Source organism: Streptomyces sp. NBC_00568 (genome assembly GCF_026341855.1).
Taxonomy (GTDB): domain Bacteria; phylum Actinomycetota; class Actinomycetes; order Streptomycetales; family Streptomycetaceae; genus Streptomyces.
Genome location: NZ_JAPENW010000001.1, coordinates 6,954,654 through 6,971,953 on the forward strand (window position 1 = coordinate 6,954,654; position 17,300 = coordinate 6,971,953).

The 17,300-nt window shown below is 71.0% G+C and carries 13 protein-coding genes; 8 read left to right on the plus strand and 5 right to left on the minus strand.

Annotated features, from left to right (window positions below):
* Positions 1-113: 113 nt before the first annotated feature.
* The gene (locus tag OOK38_RS30235; protein WP_266755382.1) at positions 114-869 is read right to left on the minus strand and encodes a TetR/AcrR family transcriptional regulator; all 756 of its coding nucleotides are present in this window, start codon (positions 867-869) and stop codon (positions 114-116) included.
* 223 nt (positions 870-1,092) lie between these two features.
* On the opposite strand from OOK38_RS30235, the gene OOK38_RS30240 reads away from it, so the two are divergent.
* Together OOK38_RS30240 and OOK38_RS30245 are read left to right on the plus strand one after the other, a co-directional pair.
* Complete coding sequence (locus tag OOK38_RS30240) at positions 1,093-2,292, plus strand: DegT/DnrJ/EryC1/StrS aminotransferase family protein (protein ID WP_266755380.1); 1,200 nt, start codon at positions 1,093-1,095, stop codon at positions 2,290-2,292.
* A gap of 442 nt (positions 2,293-2,734) precedes the next feature.
* Positions 2,735-4,540, plus strand: coding sequence for a glycoside hydrolase family 15 protein (locus OOK38_RS30245; RefSeq protein WP_266755378.1), 1,806 nt, complete (start codon positions 2,735-2,737; stop codon positions 4,538-4,540).
* A gap of 234 nt (positions 4,541-4,774) precedes the next feature.
* Here OOK38_RS30245 and galE read toward each other — a convergent pair whose 3' ends face one another.
* Both galE and OOK38_RS30255 read right to left on the minus strand, forming a co-directional pair.
* Positions 4,775-5,830, minus strand: a complete 1,056-nt coding sequence (galE, locus tag OOK38_RS30250) for a UDP-glucose 4-epimerase GalE (RefSeq protein ID WP_266755377.1) — start codon at positions 5,828-5,830, stop codon at positions 4,775-4,777.
* Between the two features lie 339 nt (positions 5,831-6,169).
* A complete protein-coding gene (locus OOK38_RS30255; protein WP_266755375.1) occupies positions 6,170-6,919 on the minus strand; it encodes an MBL fold metallo-hydrolase in 750 nt (249 codons plus the stop codon).
* Between the two features lie 312 nt (positions 6,920-7,231).
* Between OOK38_RS30255 and OOK38_RS30260 the strand changes: the two genes are divergently transcribed.
* Both OOK38_RS30260 and fusA read left to right on the plus strand, forming a co-directional pair.
* Complete coding sequence (locus OOK38_RS30260; protein WP_266755373.1) at positions 7,232-9,241, plus strand: RICIN domain-containing protein; 2,010 nt, start codon at positions 7,232-7,234, stop codon at positions 9,239-9,241.
* A gap of 393 nt (positions 9,242-9,634) precedes the next feature.
* Complete coding sequence (gene fusA, locus OOK38_RS30265) at positions 9,635-11,725, plus strand: elongation factor G (protein WP_266755371.1); 2,091 nt, start codon at positions 9,635-9,637, stop codon at positions 11,723-11,725.
* Between the two features lie 112 nt (positions 11,726-11,837).
* Here fusA and OOK38_RS30270 read toward each other — a convergent pair whose 3' ends face one another.
* Together OOK38_RS30270 and OOK38_RS30275 are read right to left on the minus strand one after the other, a co-directional pair.
* Positions 11,838-12,272 (minus strand): (2Fe-2S) ferredoxin domain-containing protein, encoded by a 435-nt coding sequence (locus OOK38_RS30270; RefSeq protein ID WP_266755369.1) that lies wholly within the window; start codon positions 12,270-12,272, stop codon positions 11,838-11,840.
* A gap of 153 nt (positions 12,273-12,425) precedes the next feature.
* Positions 12,426-12,830, minus strand: coding sequence for a cupin domain-containing protein (locus tag OOK38_RS30275; RefSeq protein WP_266755367.1), 405 nt, complete (start codon positions 12,828-12,830; stop codon positions 12,426-12,428).
* A 233-nt stretch (positions 12,831-13,063) separates the two neighbouring features.
* On the opposite strand from OOK38_RS30275, the gene OOK38_RS30280 reads away from it, so the two are divergent.
* From OOK38_RS30280 to OOK38_RS30295, 4 genes are all read left to right on the plus strand, one after another.
* Positions 13,064-13,627 carry a carboxymuconolactone decarboxylase family protein gene (locus tag OOK38_RS30280; RefSeq protein WP_266765548.1) on the plus strand — a complete coding sequence of 188 codons (564 nt, stop codon included), beginning with the start codon at positions 13,064-13,066 and terminating at the stop codon, positions 13,625-13,627.
* 38 nt (positions 13,628-13,665) lie between these two features.
* The gene (locus OOK38_RS30285; RefSeq protein WP_266755365.1) at positions 13,666-15,201 is read left to right on the plus strand and encodes a sugar ABC transporter ATP-binding protein; all 1,536 of its coding nucleotides are present in this window, start codon (positions 13,666-13,668) and stop codon (positions 15,199-15,201) included.
* Complete coding sequence (locus OOK38_RS30290) at positions 15,198-16,211, plus strand: ABC transporter permease (protein WP_266755364.1); 1,014 nt, start codon at positions 15,198-15,200, stop codon at positions 16,209-16,211. The genes OOK38_RS30285 and OOK38_RS30290 overlap by 4 nt, the downstream gene beginning before the upstream one ends.
* Before the next feature lie 86 nt (positions 16,212-16,297).
* Entirely contained in the window at positions 16,298-17,263 is a 966-nt protein-coding gene (locus OOK38_RS30295; RefSeq protein WP_266755362.1) for a sugar ABC transporter substrate-binding protein, read from the plus strand.
* The last annotated feature ends 37 nt before the right edge of the window (positions 17,264-17,300 follow it).

Below are 17,300 nucleotides of genomic sequence, written 5' to 3' on the forward strand. Positions count from 1 at the left end.
TCGCCGGGTTCCGGGGCTGCGTTGATCGTACGGCCGGGCGGTGGCCCGGTGCATCTCCAGGGTGCGACGCGGCACGCGTGGGCGTCGGCGCCCGTGCGGGCCCGGACGGCCCCCTAGGGCTGTGTGAAACGGTCCAGCAGGGCGTCGAGCCCGGCGGCCAGGCCGTCCGGCCCGCCCCGGTCGGCCAGGGTCGCGGCGATCTCGCGGAGCCGGGGCAGTTCCTGGGGCGGCATCCGGTGCAGCCCCAGTCGAAAGGCGGGATCCGCCTCCTCGGGGTTGTCCACCATGGCGCGCAGTTCCACGGAGACATAGCCGAGAACCCAGCCGGTGAAGGCGCGGAAGACGGCCGCTGAGCGGGCCCGGTCGAGCCCGGCGCCCTCGAGCAGGGCGAGCACCCGCTCGTGCTCCTTGAGCACGGCGAGCGGCCGCCGGGCCAGCGGGACCGCGAGCATGCGGGTGGACAGCAGCGGCACGACCTGGGGGTGGGCGAGGCAGACCTCGTACATCGCACGCGCGATCCGGTGCAGTTCCGCGCGCCAGGAGGCCGGCTCGGACTCCCCGGACACGGCATCCGGTTCGGTACGGGCGGACAGGCGCTCCTCCAGTTCGAGGTAGAGGGCCTCGACCAGTCCGTCCAGCAGGGCGTCCTTGCCCTCCGCGTACCGGTAGAGCGCCATGGCCTCGACACCGAGCTGGGCGCCGAGCCGGCGCATGCTCAGCGCGGACAAGCCCTCCTGGTCCACCAGGTCGAGGGCGGCGGCGAGCACACGTTCCCGGCTCAGCCGGCCGTAGTGCCCCCTGTCGCTGGCGCGCCGCGCCGGTTTCGCGGCGGCCTCACTGTCCTTGCCTGGCGCCCGCTCCTTGGCCATGTCCTGCCTCCAGACGGCCCGCGCACTTCACATCCTGCTCGTGTTGACTCTATGCACTTACGGGGGCAGGGTGTATGTATATGGCGTAAATATACGCAATTCGGGCGAGTGGAACGTCGACATTTTCCCCGACAAAGCCGGTACCGGGAAGCACGGCATGACAGTCGATCAGATGCGGCCTCGCAATCAGCCGGGGGAGCCTGCCGGGCCTGCCCTGAACGGCGTGTCACACCTTGGTGCCGGTCCGCCGTCGCGCGCGGCGGAACCGGACGTCCCCTTCGCCGTGACCCGCATCAGCCCGGAAGCCCGGAGCGCGGCACAGCGTGTGCTCGCCTCGGGCTCGGTGACCACCGGCTACGAGACCGAGCGCTTCGAGCAGGAGTTCGCGGAGCACGTCGACGCGGACCACGCCGTCGCCGTCAGCTCCTGCACGGCGGCGCTGGAACTGGCCCTGCGCGCCCTCGGACTGCCGCCCGGCGGGAAGGTGCTGCTCCCGAGCGTGACGTTCTGCGGCGCGGCGCACGCCGTCCTGCACGCGGGACTTCAGCCCGTGCTGGTCGACGTCGATCCGCGCACCGCGATGCCGGACCCGGACACCGTCGCCCGCGCGGCGAGAGCCTGCGGATGTCCGCACGCGATGATGGCCCTGCACTACGCGGGTGCCCCGGCCCCGGTGGCCGAACTGGCCGAAGCCGCGCAGCTCCCGCTGACGCACGTGATCGAGGACGCCGCCCATGCCCTGGGCGCATCGGTGGGTGATCGGTCCGTGGGAAGTCTGTCGCGCGGGACCTGCTTCAGCTTCCACGCGACCAAGAACCTCCCCATCGGCGAAGGCGGCATGGTCACCACCGACGACCCGTCGTTCGCCGAGCGGATCCGGCGCGCGCGGTTCCACGGGATGTCCGCGGACGCCCGGCGCCGCGACATGCCGGGAGGCAACTGGCGGTACACCGTCGAGGGAGCCGGGCTGAAGGCCAACATGACGGATGTCCAGGCCGCCGTGGGACGCGCCCAGCTCCGCCACCTCGACGACTGGCAGCGCCGCCGCCACGCCCTCGCGCGGCGCTACGCGGAAGCGCTGGAAGCCGTCCCCGGTATCGAGCCCCTGGACGTCACGACCCCCGGCCAACACGCCCGCCACCTCTACGTGGTGCGGGTGTCGGAGGAGTACGGGAGGGGCCGGGACGAGCTGGTCGAGCTGCTCGCCGATCAGGGGATCGGCACTTCCGTCCACTTCATCCCGCTGCACCACATGCCGTACTTCCGGGGCACCACGACGACTCCGCCCGGCGGACTGCCGGGAGCCGACGCGCTCTTCCCCCGGCTGCTGTCCCTCCCCCTGCATCTCGACCTCACCAACAGCGCGGTCGACCGGGTCTGCGAGGGACTGGCCCGGTCGAGAGCCGGGAGTCCGCCGGCGTGACGGGCGGCCGGCCGGTCACCCGAGCCGACGGCAGGCCGGGCCGGGAAGCCCGTCTCCCGGCTCACCGCCCGCGGGATCGGAGTCCTCGCGGCGGACCGACGGCGGCTGGACGGCACCGACGGAACGGACGTGCGCGACGCGCACGTCCGGTACCGCCCGGTGGCCGTGGCCGACTGAGCGGCCCGGACCGACGTCGACGGGGCCGAGTCCCGCGAGGCGCGGGCGCTCCCCGTGAAACGGCCAAGGTCCGGCCGGCCCGGCCGAGGCCTCCCGGGCCCGCGCCACGATCCCGCCCTCGGCCTTCAGCCGCTTCGTACACACCGCGTTCCGCTGCGCTCGGAGTCCTGGCCCGGACCGCTAAGGACCAGGTCATAATGCGCATGCCGGCGCCGCGGTCGTATGCTGGAGAGGCGGCAACGTACACGACGGCGTAGTTCCGATCATGAATGCACCCATCGAGGACTACGCCCTCATCAGTGACCTGGAAACCGCTGCCATGGTCGGCAGGAACGGGTCCATCGACTGGCTGTGCCTGCCCCGGTTCGACTCGCCGGCCTGTCTGGCCGCGATGCTGGGCACGGACGACAACGGCTTCTGGCGGATCGCGCCGCTCTCACGCATGGCACGCGCTCCCTGCGCACGCCGTTCCTACCGGCCGGACACGCTCGTCCTGGAATCCGTCTGGGAGACCCCTACGGGCGCCGTGCGGGTCACCGACTTCATGCCCCCGCGCTCTCAACTGCCCTGCATCGTGCGCGTGGTGGACGGACTCCGGGGTGCCGTGACCATGCGCAGCGAACTGCGGCTGCGTTTCCACCAGGGCAGGATCGTGCCGTGGATCCAGGTCGGCGAGAACTGCACCGTCGCGGTCGCCGGGCCTGACGCCGTCTGGCTGAACACCGAGGGCCTGATGCGAGAACTCGACGGTGAGGATTCCACCGTCCACGACTTCACCGTCCGGGCCGGGCGGAGGACGACCCTGACGTTCGTGTGGGCACCGTCGTACGTGCCCGAGCCGCCCGCTCCGTTGTCCGTGCCGGCGGAGACGGTCCTCAAGGAAACCACTGACTTCTGGCTGCGCTGGACCGGTCAGTGCCGCTACGAGGGGCCGTGGCGGGATGCCGTGGTGCGGTCGCTGATCACTCTGAAGGCCCTCACCTACGCGCCCACCGGAGGCATCGTCGCGGCCCCGACCACCTCGCTGCCCGGCTGTATCGGGGGCGAACGCAACTGGGACCATCGTTTCTGCTGGTTGCGTGATTCCACTCTGACGCTGTCCTGTCTGCTGCGCTGTGGCTACCAGGACGAGGCGACGGCATGGCTGGGCTGGCTGGTACGGGCCATCGCGGGGGACCCCGCCGATCTGCAGACCGTGTACGGCGTCGGCGGACAGCGACTGCTCCCGGAGACGGAGGCGCCGTGGCTGCCCGGTTACGAGGGGTCGCGGCCGGTTCGCTTCGGGAACTCCGCGGTGAGCCAGTTCCAGCTGGATGTGTACGGCGAGGTTCTCGACACGCTCCTGCTGTCACTGCGAGCGGGGATCCCCATGCCGAGCCATGTGTGGAGTCTGGTGGAAGCCATGATGGGCCACCTAGGCCGCCACTGGCGTGACCCCGACCAGGGTCTGTGGCAAGTGCGCGGACCGGCACGCCAGTTCGTCCATTCCAAGGTCATGGCGTGGGTGGCGGCGGACCGCGCGCTGCGGATGGGTGAGCTGCTCGGCAGGAACGGGTCCTCGGACGTGTGGCGGGCCATGCGGGACGAGGTGCACCAGCAGGTGTGCCGGGAAGGATGGGACGCGGGGCGGCGGTCCTTCGTCCAGTCCTACGGTTCGTCGGCGCTGGACGCCTCGGCGCTGCTGATTCCCCGGCTGGGTTTCCTGCCCGCCGAGGACGGCAGGGTGCGCGGTACCGTACAGGCGATGCGGGAGCTGACCCATGGCGGGTTCGTGCGGCGGTACGCGCACAACGGCCAGGGCGTGCACAGTGTGGATGGCATGCACGGCAGTGAAGGCGCGTTCGTGGCGTGTTCCCTCTGGTACGCCGACGCGCTCGCCGCCACCGGACAGAGGAAGGCGGCCCGGGAAGCCTTCGAGCGAGTTCTGGCGGTCCGCAACGACGTCGGTCTGCTCTCGGAGCAGTGGGACCCCGACACCGGCCGTCAACTGGGCAACGCACCGCAGGCGTTCAGCCATATCGCGCTGGTGGAGACCGCGTTCATGCTGTCGGAACCGCAGCCGGGTCGCTGATGACATCGAGACCACCGGCCAGGATTCCGCCCCTCGCGCACTCCACGCCATTCGCCCCTCGCGCACTCCACGCCATTCGCCCCTCGCGCACTCCACGCCATTCGCCCCTCGCGCACTCCACTCCATCCGGCTCTCGCGCACCGCGAAGCGTCGTCCTGGCGGGTGGTCGGCGAAGCGGGCCGACAGTCCGTGCGGGCCATCGGTCCTTGGCGTTCGGGCAGTCCGGGCGGGCCGTCAGCCCTTGGAGTTCGGGCGCCGGGCGGAGCCGGCGTAACCGTGGGGATTGAGCTGCTGGAACCGCCACGCGTCCCGGCACATGTCGGACAGGTCCCGGGAAGGGTGCCAGCCCCAGGCACGCGCCACGGCCGTGGCGTCCGCCACGAGTTCGGCCACGTCGCCGGGGCGGCGCGGGACCATCTCGTAGGGAATGGGCATGCCGCACTCCCTGGAGAAGGCGGCGATCACGTCGAGGACCGAGCTTCCTGTGCCTATGCCGAGGTTGTACACCCGCATGCCCCGCTCGTCGGCGAGGTGGTCGAGGGCGACGCGGTGGGCCTCGACGGTGTCCATCACGTGCAGGTAGTCGCGGATCGCGGTCCCGTCCGGTGTCGGGTAGTCGTCGCCGAAGACGCGGAGGCGTTCCCGTCGCCCGACGGCCACCTGGGCCACGTTCGGCAGCAGGTTGTCCGGTGAGCCGCGGGGGTCCTCGCCGAGCAGCCCGCTGGGGTGGGCGCCCGCCGGGTTGAAGTACCGCAGACACAGCACGGTGTACTCGGGGCGCCGCCGGCAGACGTCGGCGAGGATCTGTTCGCAGGCGAGTTTGGAGGCCGCGTACGGATTGGTCGGGCCGGCCGGGGTGGACTCGTCGAGCGGTCCGTGGCCGGCATCGCCGTAGACGGAGCAGGAGGAGGAGAAGACGAGCTGGTGCACCCCGTGCTCGTGCATCGTGTTCAGCAGCGCGGTCGTTCCACCGACGTTGACGTCGTAGTACTCGATGGGCATCCGTGTCGACGTGCCCACGGCCTTGTGCGCGGCAAAGTGCACGACGGCGTCCACAGAGTGTCGGTCGAAGACGGCCGAAAGGGCGCGTCGATCACGGATGTCCAGCTCATAGACGGTGCCGAGGAAGCGGCCCGCGATGCGCTCCACGCGGGCGAAGACCTGCGGACTGCTGTTGGAGTAGTCGTCGACCACGATCAACTCGTAGCCGTGGTCGAGCAGTTCGACACAGGCGTGACTGCCGATGAATCCTGCGCCGCCCGTGACGAGAATGGTTGAGGGGGCGCTCATAGGCCCGGCTCCTTCGTGTGCGCGCGGGCGGCGGTAGGGAGGCGAGCGCCGCATCGGCACGGCAGACCAGGTGCCGGTGCCCGGGGGCGGGCCGGACGGTCTGTGCGTCCGGGACCCCGGCCGAGGTGGACCCGGCCTGTGAAGGTTCCGTGCGACTCGGTTCGCATGGCGCCATGGCGCGATCGCTCCTGAGTGAGAGAAGCAGGTGACGACGTATGTTTACGACGTATATGTACAACTCTGCGCCCGTATGTCTCATGCGTCAAGCGGCAACGCGTCCCGCCCGGGGGCCGCGCCCGTGACAGGGACCCGGTCCTCCGGCGGTGCGGCCGGACCTCGTCAGCCGGCCAGCTCCCGGGCGCGCTGGGCCGCCTCGCGCACCGGGGCGCGGTGCACGGGTCCGTGTCCGGGCAGCAGCACATCGGCGGCGAGGGCCTCGATGCGGTCGAGCGAGGCGAGTGCCCCGGCGCGCTCGGTGTCGAACATCTCGGGCAGCAGCTGCGGACCCTGTATCCGTGACGTGGGGTGGCCGCTCACCAGGGCGTCACCGGAGATGAGCACCCCGGCGTCCGGCAGGTGGTAGACGCAGTGGCCCGGCGTGTGGCCGGGGGTGTGCACCGGGACCGGCCGGCCGGGCAGGTCGAGCGGGCCCTCGTGCGGGAAGGCCTCGGGCTTCGTCATGCGCACGTCCGCCGTGCCGCCGGAGCGGATGGCGTGCACCGCCCAGGGCAGGACGCCGGGACGCCATGCCTGCCGCATCACCTGCCCGACGCTCACCTGGTGGAGGAACTCGCGGCGCGCGTGCGGCACTTCGGCCGTGTGCAGCTGGACCGGAGTGCCGTAGGTGCTGTTCAGGAACTCGGCGGAGCCGAGGTGGTCGGTGTGCGCGTGCGTGATGAGTACGGCGCTCACGGCCTCGGGCTCGTGGCCGAGAGCCTTCAGTGACGCCAGGAGCTCTTGGCGGTCGCCGGGATACCCCGTGTCGATGAGGGTGACGGAGTCGCCCTCGGTCAGCACCACCCAGTTCGTGTTGCTGCCGTGCACCAGATGAACTCCGGCGGCTGCCTCGACGATCGCTTCCTCGCGCATGTCCATCCCGATGGTGAAGGCCTGCTGGTGGCCCCAGGGGGCTCTGACAGGGCGAAGGTATCGCGAGGGCGCGCTTGTCGGCGTACGGCCGCGGCTCCGCGTCCCGTTCGTCCGCTCCCTCCCTCCTCCTTCCGTGACGTGATGCGCGGGCCGCATCACGTCAGGACGGGCCCGCCTCGGTCGAGAGCTGTCCGAGAGTGAACGGCCTTTTGTGGCAGGGGACTTGACGTGGCCCGGCCGAGGCGCTGCCATATGGCGAGTCGCGTTGACTTTTGTTCGAGTCTGCGAACAAATCCCCCAAGGGAGAGCCGCATGTCCCCGATTTCGAACACGCCGTTTCTCGTGCACCTCCTCAGACGCGCGGGCGTCCACTGCGTCGTCCTGCTGCTCGCCGTCGCCGGACTGACCGGTCTCGGCCGTTCGGCCGCGCCGCTCGGAACCGAGCCGACCGCGGTTGCCACCAGCCAGATCGGGGTCACCCCGGCCCCGATGGGCTGGGCGTCCTGGAACAGCTTCGCCAGCGACATCGACTACGCCACCATCAAGGCCCAGGCGGACGCCCTCGTCTCCTCCGGCATGGCCGCCGCCGGATACACATACGTCGACATCGACGAGGGCTGGTGGCAGGGCGCCCGCGACAGCGGCGGCAACATCAGCGTCGACACCACCCAGTGGCCGGGCGGCATGAAGGCCATCGCCGACTACATCCACGGCAAGGGACTCAAGGCCGGCATCTACACCGACGCGGGGAAGAACGGCTGCGGCTACTACTACCCGACGCCCTCCACCACGCCGGCCACCCCCGGCACCGGCCTGGAGGGCCACAACCAGCAGGACCTCCAGACCTTCCAGAACTGGGGCTTCGACTTCGTCAAGGTCGACTGGTGCGGCGGGGACGCCGAGGGCCTCGACCAGGAGACGACGTACAAGGCGATCCGCGACGCGAACGCCGCCGCCACCGCGGTCACCGGACGCCGGCTCGTCCTCTCACTGTGCGAATGGGGCACGGGCAATCCGTGGAACTGGGCCGCCGGCACCGGTGACCTGTGGCGCACCAGCACCGACATCGTCTACTGGCCCGACAACCCCTCGATGACCGCCGTCCTCGCGAACTTCGACAAGTCGCTGCACCCCGCCGCCCAGCACACCGGCTTCTACAACGACCCCGACATGATGACCGTCGGCATGACGGGTCTGAGCGCCGCCCAGAACCGCACCCACATGGGACTGTGGGCCATCTCCGGCGCGCCCCTGCTCGCGGGCAACAACCTGGCCACCATGAGCGCGTCGACCACGTCGGTCCTCACCAACTCCGAGGTCATCGCCATCGACCAGGATCCGCGCGGTCTCCAGGGCGTCGAGGTCGCCGAGGACACGGCGGGTCTTCAGGTCTACAGCAAGGTCCTCGCCGGAACCGGCAAGCGCGCGGTCCTGCTGCTGAACCGCACGTCCGCCGCCGCGAACATCACGGCCCGCTGGGCGGACATGGGCCTGACCACGGCCTCCGCCACGGTCCGCAACGTCTGGTCGGCCACCGACGCGGGTTCCTACGCGACGAGTTACACCACCGGCGTACCCGCGGGGGAGGCCGTCCTGCTCACCGTCGGCGGCACCGAGGGCTCCGGGACGACGTACGAGGACACCACCTCCGCCACCACACCGACCTTCACCGGCGTCAGCGCGGTCGCCGCCGGCACGAAGCTCGTCGACATCAGCTACGCCAACGGCGGCTCCACGGCGCGCAGGGCGACCTTCCGGGTCAACGACCAGTACGCCCAGACCCTCGCCTTCCCGCCCACCGGGTCGTCGGGCACGTACCGCACCGTCTCCGTCCTCGCCTCCCTGGCCAAGGGCTCCAACACACTGACCTTCGCGGCTGCTTCGGGCACCGCCCCCGACGTCGACGCCGTCGCGGTCCGCGCCCTCCCCGGAACCGACGGCACCGCGATCGTCGGCACCGGCTCCGGACGCTGCCTCGACTTCTTCAAGAGCGCCATCACCAACAACACCCAGGCCGAACTCTGGGACTGCGGCGGCGGCCAGAACCAGACGTTCACCGCCACCTCGCGCGGCGAACTCGTCGTCTACGGCAACAAGTGCCTGGACGCCTACAACAGCGGGACCGCCAACGGCACCCGGGTCGTCCTGTGGGACTGCAACGGCGGCACCAACCAGAAGTGGACCGTCAACGCGGCCGGCACGATCACCAACAGGGTCTCCGGTCTGTGCCTCGACGCGTCGGGCAACGGCGCGGCGAACGGAACACCGATCGTCCTGTGGGCGTGCAACGGGGGAACGAACCAGCAGTGGAGCCGCACCTGACGGACCGGTCGGCTGTCTGAACGGACCCCGGAAAACCCGATGCGCGGACCGCGCCCGGTTCCCTACACTCGCCACGGAATCACACGCCGCCCCTTCGGCGCCGTGTGTGTCGTGACGAACGAGGGGAGCCGGGCCGTGCGTTACCGCATCGCTGCCGTCGTTCCCCGGTCACAGTACGAGGTGATCCTCGTGTCTCCGCGGGCCCGGTACCGGCTGCGCGGCCGGAACCGGATGCCCGCGACGACCTTCTGACCTCCCGCCCCGCACGGTGGCGACCGGCACGCCCGGACGCCGCGCACCCTGCCTGCCGGAGGTCCTCCACCGCCTGATCACAGGCGTGTCGTCCGGGAATCGCGCCGACCCGATTCCGGATCGTCCGAAAGGCCCTGGGCCGTGCGTACCGACCTGCACCTCCACCTCACCGACTCCCTCGCCGCCGTCCGCAACCTGGGCATCCTCGCCCATGTCGACGCCGGGAAGACCACCGTCACCGAACGGATCCTCTACCTCACCGGGACCACCCACAAACGGGGCGAGGTCCATGACGGCACCACCGTCACCGACTTCGACTCCCAGGAGCGCGACCGTGGCATCACCATCTTCGCGGCGGCCGTCAGCTGTGCCTGGGACGGCCACCGGATCAACCTGATCGACACCCCGGGCCACGTCGACTTCTCCGACGAGGTGGAACGCTCGCTCCGTGTGCTCGACGGCGCCGTCGCGGTGTTCGACGCCGTGGCGGGCGTCGAGCCGCAGAGCGAGTCGGTGTGGCGGCGGGCCGACCGGCACGGCGTTCCGCGGATCGCCTTCGTGAACAAGATGGACCGTGCCGGTGCCGACCTCGACAGCGCGGTCGCGTCGATCCGGGAACGGCTGCATCCGGCGCCGCTGGTCGTCCAGTTGCCGATCGGCACGGAGGACGCCTTCACAGGAGTGGTCGACCTGCTGCGGATGCGCGCGCTGGTGTGGGCCGACGGCGCCGAGTCGGCCGAGGAGGGCCCGGTGCCGCAGGCGCTGCTGGAGGAGGCCCGACGGCGACGCCGGCTGCTGGAGGAAGCGGTGGCGGAACTCCACCCGGTGGCTCTGGAGGAGTTCTGCGCCCGCTCCACCGTCTCCGCGGCGACTCTTGCGGCAGCGCTGCGCGACCTGACCCGTACCGGTGAGGGAGTGGTGGTGCTGTGCGGCTCGGCCTACCGCAACCGTGGCGTCGAACCGCTGCTGGAGGCCGTGGTGGCCTATCTGCCCTCGCCGCTCGACGTACCGGCCGTGCGCGGCACGCACGCGGGCGCGGAACAGGAACGGGCGGCGGACCCGGCGGCGCCGTTCGCCGGGCTGGTGTTCAAGGTGAACGCCACCGCCACCGGACGGATGACGTATGTGCGGGTCTACGCGGGCACGGTGGAGAAGGGACAGGCGGTGGTGGACGTGGGCACGGGACGCACCGAGCGGATCGCGCGGATCCTGCGGGTCCGCGCCGACCGCCACGCGGAGCTGGAGCGCGCGGTGGCCGGTGACATCGTCGCCGTGATCGGGCCGAAGTCCGCCCGGGCCGGGGCGACCCTGTGCGCCCCAGCGGCGCCGTTGCTCCTCGAACCGCCGGCCGTCGCCGATCCGGTGGTGTCCGTGGCGGTCGAGGCGCGCAGGAGCACCGAGACCGACCGCCTGGTGTCGGCGCTGACGCGTCTGGTCGAGGAGGACCCCTCGCTGGTCGTCCGCACCGACCCCGAGACCGGGCAGACGCTGCTGTCGGGCATGGGAGAACTGCATCTGGAGGTGGCGGTGGAGAAGATCCGGCGCGCCCACGGACTCGACGTCGCCGTCGGGCGGCCGCGGGTGGCCTACCGCGAGACGGTGGCCCGCGGGGTGTCGGGCCTGGTGTACCGGCATGTCAAACAGGACGGCGGTGCAGGGCAGTTCGCCCATGTGGTGCTCGACGTGGAGCCGCTGGGGTCCGGCCCGGGCGGCGCCGACGGGAGTCCGGCGGGCTTCGTGTTCCGTTCGACGGTCGTCGGCGGCCGGGTACCGCAGGAGTACGTCCGTGCCGTGGAGGCGGGCTGCCGTGACGCGCTCGCCGAGGGTCCCCTCGGCGGTCATCCGGTGACCGGGGTGAGCGTCACCCTCACCGACGGGGCGACCCATGCCAAGGACTCCTCGGAGATGGCGTTCCGCACGGCCGGCCGGTTCGGGATGCGTGAGGCGCTGCGCGCCAGTGCCATGCTCCTGCTGGAACCGGTGGTCGAGGTCACCGTCACCGTGCCCGAGGACGCCGTGGGCGGGGTGCTCGGCGACCTCGCGGCCCGGCGTGGCCGGGTCTCGGGCTCGCTCACCCGGGTGGGTACGACGGTGATCACCGCCACCGTGCCGCTGGCCGAACTCTTCGGCTACGCGACCCGGTTGCGCAGCCGGACGCAGGGCCGGGGTGTCTTCACCACCCGGCCCACCGGCCTCGCACCGGCGCCCTCGCAAGGGGCACCGGCCCGGTAGCCGCGTGCGGACCCGCTCCTGAAGACGGCCCCGCCCTCATGGGGGCGGGGCCGTCGTCGTTCCGCGCGGGGCGGGGGTGTCCTCGCCGGGCGGGAAGCCACCGTCCGTGATCTCAACGCCGCCCGCGGGCGCGGGCCTCGCGGGGCGGACGGACGAACTGGAGCTCCAGCGCCGCCGGTGGCGCGGCGACGCCCGGCCCCCCGGCGGCGGCCCACGCCAGCAGCTCGTCCGTGCAGTCGTCGTCCATGGCGAAACCGATCCAGGTCGGCCGGCCGCCGTCGCGCCGGCCCTCGCCCGACGGCTGCACCACGATCACGTTCGCCTGGTCGCAGGGCCCGAGGCAATCCGTCGTCCGTACGGCGAAGCGCCCCCCGGACGACTCGGCGCCGGCCCGCAACCGCTCCAACTGCCAGGCGTGATCGCTGTCCGGGAACTTCCGGGGATCGCCGCAACAGCAGCCTCGGCAGATGACGAGGGTGCACGGCCGCGAACGGGCGGCACCGATCGCCGCCGTACGGACACGGTCGCGCGGGGCGTCGACGGGCACGGGATGAGGCCTTTCACGAGGAGATCGAGCGGCCCCGCGCGCGATTCCTCCCGAGCGGGGTGACCGGCGCGCGCGGACACGATGCCCCGGACGCCAATGATCACCGTACGAGACGCGCCCCGCGCGCGGGCCGCCGCCCTGTGTGTGGAGCGCTCAGCCCATCTGGTCCTCGTCCGAGAGGTGTTCGACCGTCCGGCCGGTCTCGGTGAACGTCCGGGTCACATGGCCCGAGGAGTACACCCACAGGATGCGCAGCGGGCCGTCGCCGATGTTCCGGAAGAGATGAGGGACGGGGGAGGGCACGTAGGTGGTGTCGAACCGCTCCAGTTTCGTCACCTCGCCGTCGACGACCACCTCCGCCTCGCCCTCGAGGATCGTCACGTGCTCGTCGCAGTTGTGCGCGTGCAAAGGCGCGCCGGAGCCGACCGGATACACGCTCATCCCGCTCGTGATCCGGTTCTCCCCGCCCGCGGACCGTGTCGTGATGAGCGGTGTCGTCACGACGGCACCGCCCCGGTCCAGCAGGGGCACGGACGCGGCTTTGATGATCGTGGCCATCCGGAGTTCCTCTCCCGTCAACGCTGTTGCGTCGACCGACGTTAGGTCGCGTCCCGGTGAATGGGTGCCCTCCGGCGTGCAGTTTTACCTTGCACTCCGAGAAGGGTGAGCTTCCCGCACCCGGCTGTACCGTCGGCTGGCATCGCACGGCTTCCCCGTACGTGCCTGAAACACGCCGGAAAGAAAAGGCAGGTATCAGCCACATGAGGCTCCCCGTTCTGACCGATGAGGACATGGATCCGCGCCAGCAGGAACTGGCCGCCCGCATCGCCGGCCGGCGCGGCGCCGTCCGTGGCCCCTTCCGGGTCTGGCTGCACAGCCCGGAGATGTGCGAGCGCGCCGAATCCCTCGGCGCCTTCGCCCGGTTCGACTGCAGTCTGCCCAAGCACCTTCGCGAACTCACCCTGCTCATGGCCGCCCGGAACTGGGACGCCCAGTACTCCTGGAACGCGCATGTGCACCAGGCGATCGAGGCCGGGATCCCGGAGGCTGCCGTCAAGGCCGTCGCCGAGAAGCGCGAGGCCGTCTTCGACGACGCGGCGGACCAGGCCTTCTACCAGTTCTGCCGGGAGATCCTCGAGGAGCACTTCGTCTCCGACGAGACCTTCGCCCGGGCGCTCGGGCACTTCGGCTCCAAGGGCCTGGTGGACACCATCGGCGCGCTCGGCAACTTCACGATGCTCGGGATGTGCCTGAACACCTTCCAGGTGGACCTCCAGGCCGACCGCGAGCCCCCCTTCCCCGACATCCGCGGTTACGGACGCGTCGGCCAGGACACCGACGGACCCCGGCCGTGACCGCTCTCACGGACCGGGACACGCAAGGAGGCGCCGCCGTGACCCCCAGCATTCCGACGCCGCCGGGCGACGGTGCCGGAACCCCGCACGATGCCGTGCTGCGCGTCCGCGGTGTCACCAAGAGCTTCGGCGGGGCGGCCGCGCTCACGAACGTGGACCTCGACCTGTACCCCGGGGAGGTCCACGCGCTGATGGGCATGAACGGTGCCGGAAAGTCGACGCTGGTGCAGATCCTCTCCGGGGTGCACCAGGCGGACGGCGGCACCCTCGAGGTCGGCGGGCACGTCCAGCACGGGCTGACCGTGCGCAGGGCCCGACGGCTCGGCATCGCCTCGGTTCCCCAGCGCCGCGAACTCGCGATGGGACTGACCGTCGCCGAGAACGTCATGCTGGGCGATCTGCCCACCCGGCACGGCGCCGTGCGCTGGAGGACGCTCAAGTCCGAGGCGAGGCACGCTCTTTCGGGGCTCGGCATCGACATCGACGTGGAGCGGACCGCGGGTTCGCTGACCGTCGCCGAGCAGACCATGGTGGAGGTGGCGCGGGAGGTACGGCGCGGCGGCCGGATCCTGATGCTCGACGAGCCGACCGCCTGTCTGAGCGCCGGGGCCGCCCAGCAGATCAGGGACCTGGTGCGCACCCTGCGCGACGAGGGCGTCGCCGTCGTCTACATCTCGCACTACATCGACGAGGTGATGGCCGTCGCCGACCGTCTCACCGTGCTGCGGGACGGAGCCGTGGTGCGCAGCGCACCGGTCGCCGAACTCGACCCGGCCTCGCTGGTGCGCAGCATGGTCGGCCGGGACGTCGTCTCGCGGAGGTCCGAACGCCCTGCCCCCAAGGACGAGATCGGCCTCGCGGTACGCGGTCTGCGCGACGGCCGGGCCGTCCGGGACCTCGACGTGGAGGTGCGCAAGGGGGAGATCGTCGCGGTCCTCGGACCGGCCGGCGACGCGCAGTCCCGCCTCTTCGACCTGCTCTCCGGCCGTCGCCGCCCCGACACCGGTGAACTCCTCGTCGACGGCGCCCCGGTGCCGTTCGGCCGGGTGCGCGCCTCGCTCGCCGGCGGTCTGCGCTGCGTCACCGGTGACCGACGGGCGCTCGGCCTGGTCCCGGGGATGTCCCTGGACGAGAACCTGATGCTCGCCGGTGACCGCTTCGCCCGCAGGCGACTGCACCGCCGTACCGAACTCGCCCGCCGCGCACAGCCGTTGCGGCGGAGCTACGGAGTGGTCTCCCTCGCCGGCAATCCGCCGGTCAGCGCCCTGTCCGGCGGCAACCAGCAGAAGGTGCTGCTGGCCAAGTGGCTGCAGACCGAGCCGGTCGCCTGCTTCCTCGAAGACCCCACGAACGGTGTGGACATCGCGGCCATGGCCGACATCCACACCCTGGTCGACGACCTCGCGTCGCGCGGCGTGGCCGTGCTGCTCGCCTCCTCGTCCGCCGAGGAGGTCATGCGGCTCGCCGACCGGGTGATCGTCGTCAGCGCGGGCCGCACGGTTGCCGAACACGACATCACCGCCATCACCCGCGACGAGCTCGTCGCCACCGCACTCGGAGGTCAACCCCAGTGAGCGTCAAGACACTTCCCGATGCCCCGGGGGTCGGCGGCCCGCACGACCGGAGGCGGCCGGGGAACCGGCTCGGCGCACTGCGCCGCGCTCCGCACACCGGCCTGACAGCCGTTCTCGTCGTCGTCGTGGTCGCCACCGCGCTGCGGACCGACGCGTTCGCCACCGACACCAACGTGATCAACATCCTGCGGCAGGTGAGCGTCACCGCCGTGATCGCCGCCGGTCTCACCCTGCTCATGACCGCGGGCGGCATGGACTTCTCCATGGGCAGCAATGTCTCCGTCACCACCGCCCTCGGGGCGCAGTTGCTGTCGCACGGTCATTCCACCCTCTTCACGGTGGTCGCCTCGATCCTGCTCGCGACGGTGATCGGCCTGGTCAACGGGCTCGTCGTGACATTCACCAACGTGGCCCCGTTCGTCGTCACCCTGGCCACCGCCACCCTGCTCGACGGCGTCGCGCTCCTGGTGCTCGACAGCGTCAGCGTCTCCATCGGCACCAGGATGTTCTCGCTCGGCAACGACAAGATCCTCGGCATTCCCTATCTGCTCGTTCTCGCCGTCCTGGTCCTTGTCGCGACGGCTCTGGTCATGCGGTTCACCGTGTTCGGCCGCGACGCCTACGCCATCGGCGGCAACGAACACGTGGCCCGGCTCAGCGGCATCAACGTCACCGCGCGCAAGCTCACGCTGTACGCCGTCACGGGCGCCCTGTCCGGTCTGGCCGGCCTGATGCTGCTGTCCCGGCTCGGTTCCAGCAGCCCCGGTACGGGCGGCCTCTCCCTTCAGCTGACCGCCGTGGCCGCGGTCGTCATCGGCGGTACCTCGCTGGCGGGCGGCCACGGCACCGTGATCGGCACCGTGCTCGGCGTCGTGCTGCTCGGTGTGGTGGCCAACGCGCTCAACCTCCTTCAGGTCTCCAGCAATTACCAGCAGGTCTCCGTGGGCGGCGTCCTGCTCGTCGCGGCCATCGCCAACGAGGTCCACAAGGCCCGCGTCGCACGGCATTGACGCGGCATCACGCCCGTTCCTCTTCTTCTCCCGCTTTCCGCAGGTGATTCGCCCTGCCCTCGGTCCGTCAAGAAAGGCAGTCCGCCATGAGACTTTCCGCCCGTTCCCGCCGTGCGCTGTTCGCCGCGGTCGCCGGCACCACCCTGGTGCTGAGCGGCTGTGGCAACGACGACAACGCCTCTACCGCCGGGGCGAGTTCCGGCGCCGTCACCCTCGGGTTCGTCAACGGCGCCGACACCGCGTTCCACACCTGTCTGCAGAAGGCCGTCGAGCAGACGGCGAAGTCGGAGGGGGCCAAGGTCTACACGGCCAACTCCCACCAGAATTCCGGAACCGAGCTGTCCAACATCGAGGACATGATCTCCCGCAAGGTGAGCGCGCTGATCGTGCAGACGGTCAACGTCGACGCGCTCGCGGGCGACATAGCCAAGGCCAAGGCCTCCGGCATCCCGATCTACCTGACCTCCGTGGTCCCCACGGACTCGGCCGACATCCTGGGCGCGGCCGTCGTCGACCTCCGCAAGGTGGGCTCCCTGGACGCGGACTGGATCGGGACCGACGCCGCGGGCAGGGACGTGAAGATCGGCGTGGTCGCGGGAGCACCCGGCGCGGCCTCCGACCTGCTCGTGGACGGCTTCACCAAGGAGCTGCCGGCCGGCGCGAAGGTCGTCGCGAACCAGCCCGGCATGTTCAACCCGGTCAAGGCGCAGGAAGTGGCCGAGAACATGATCCAGGCCCACCCCGACCTGGACTACGCCTTCGTCGCCAACGAGGAGATGGCCTTCGCCGTCCGCAAGGCGTTCGACGCGGCCGGTGCCGAGGACGTGAAGATCGTGACCGTCAACGGCACCGACGAGGGTCTGGCCGCCGTGAAGGAGGGCCGCTTCTCCGCCACGGTGGCCAACTCGGCGATGGTCATCGGCGAGACGGCGGTGAAGAGCACCGTCAGCCTGCTGGCCAAACCGAAGGTTGACAAGATTGCCAACATTCCTCTTCTCTTGGTCACCAAGGGCAACCTGACCAAGGCGCCGCAGTACTGCCCCACGTCATAGCCGCCCGCCCGATGAGCGGCGCCTTCCTCGGCGCGTC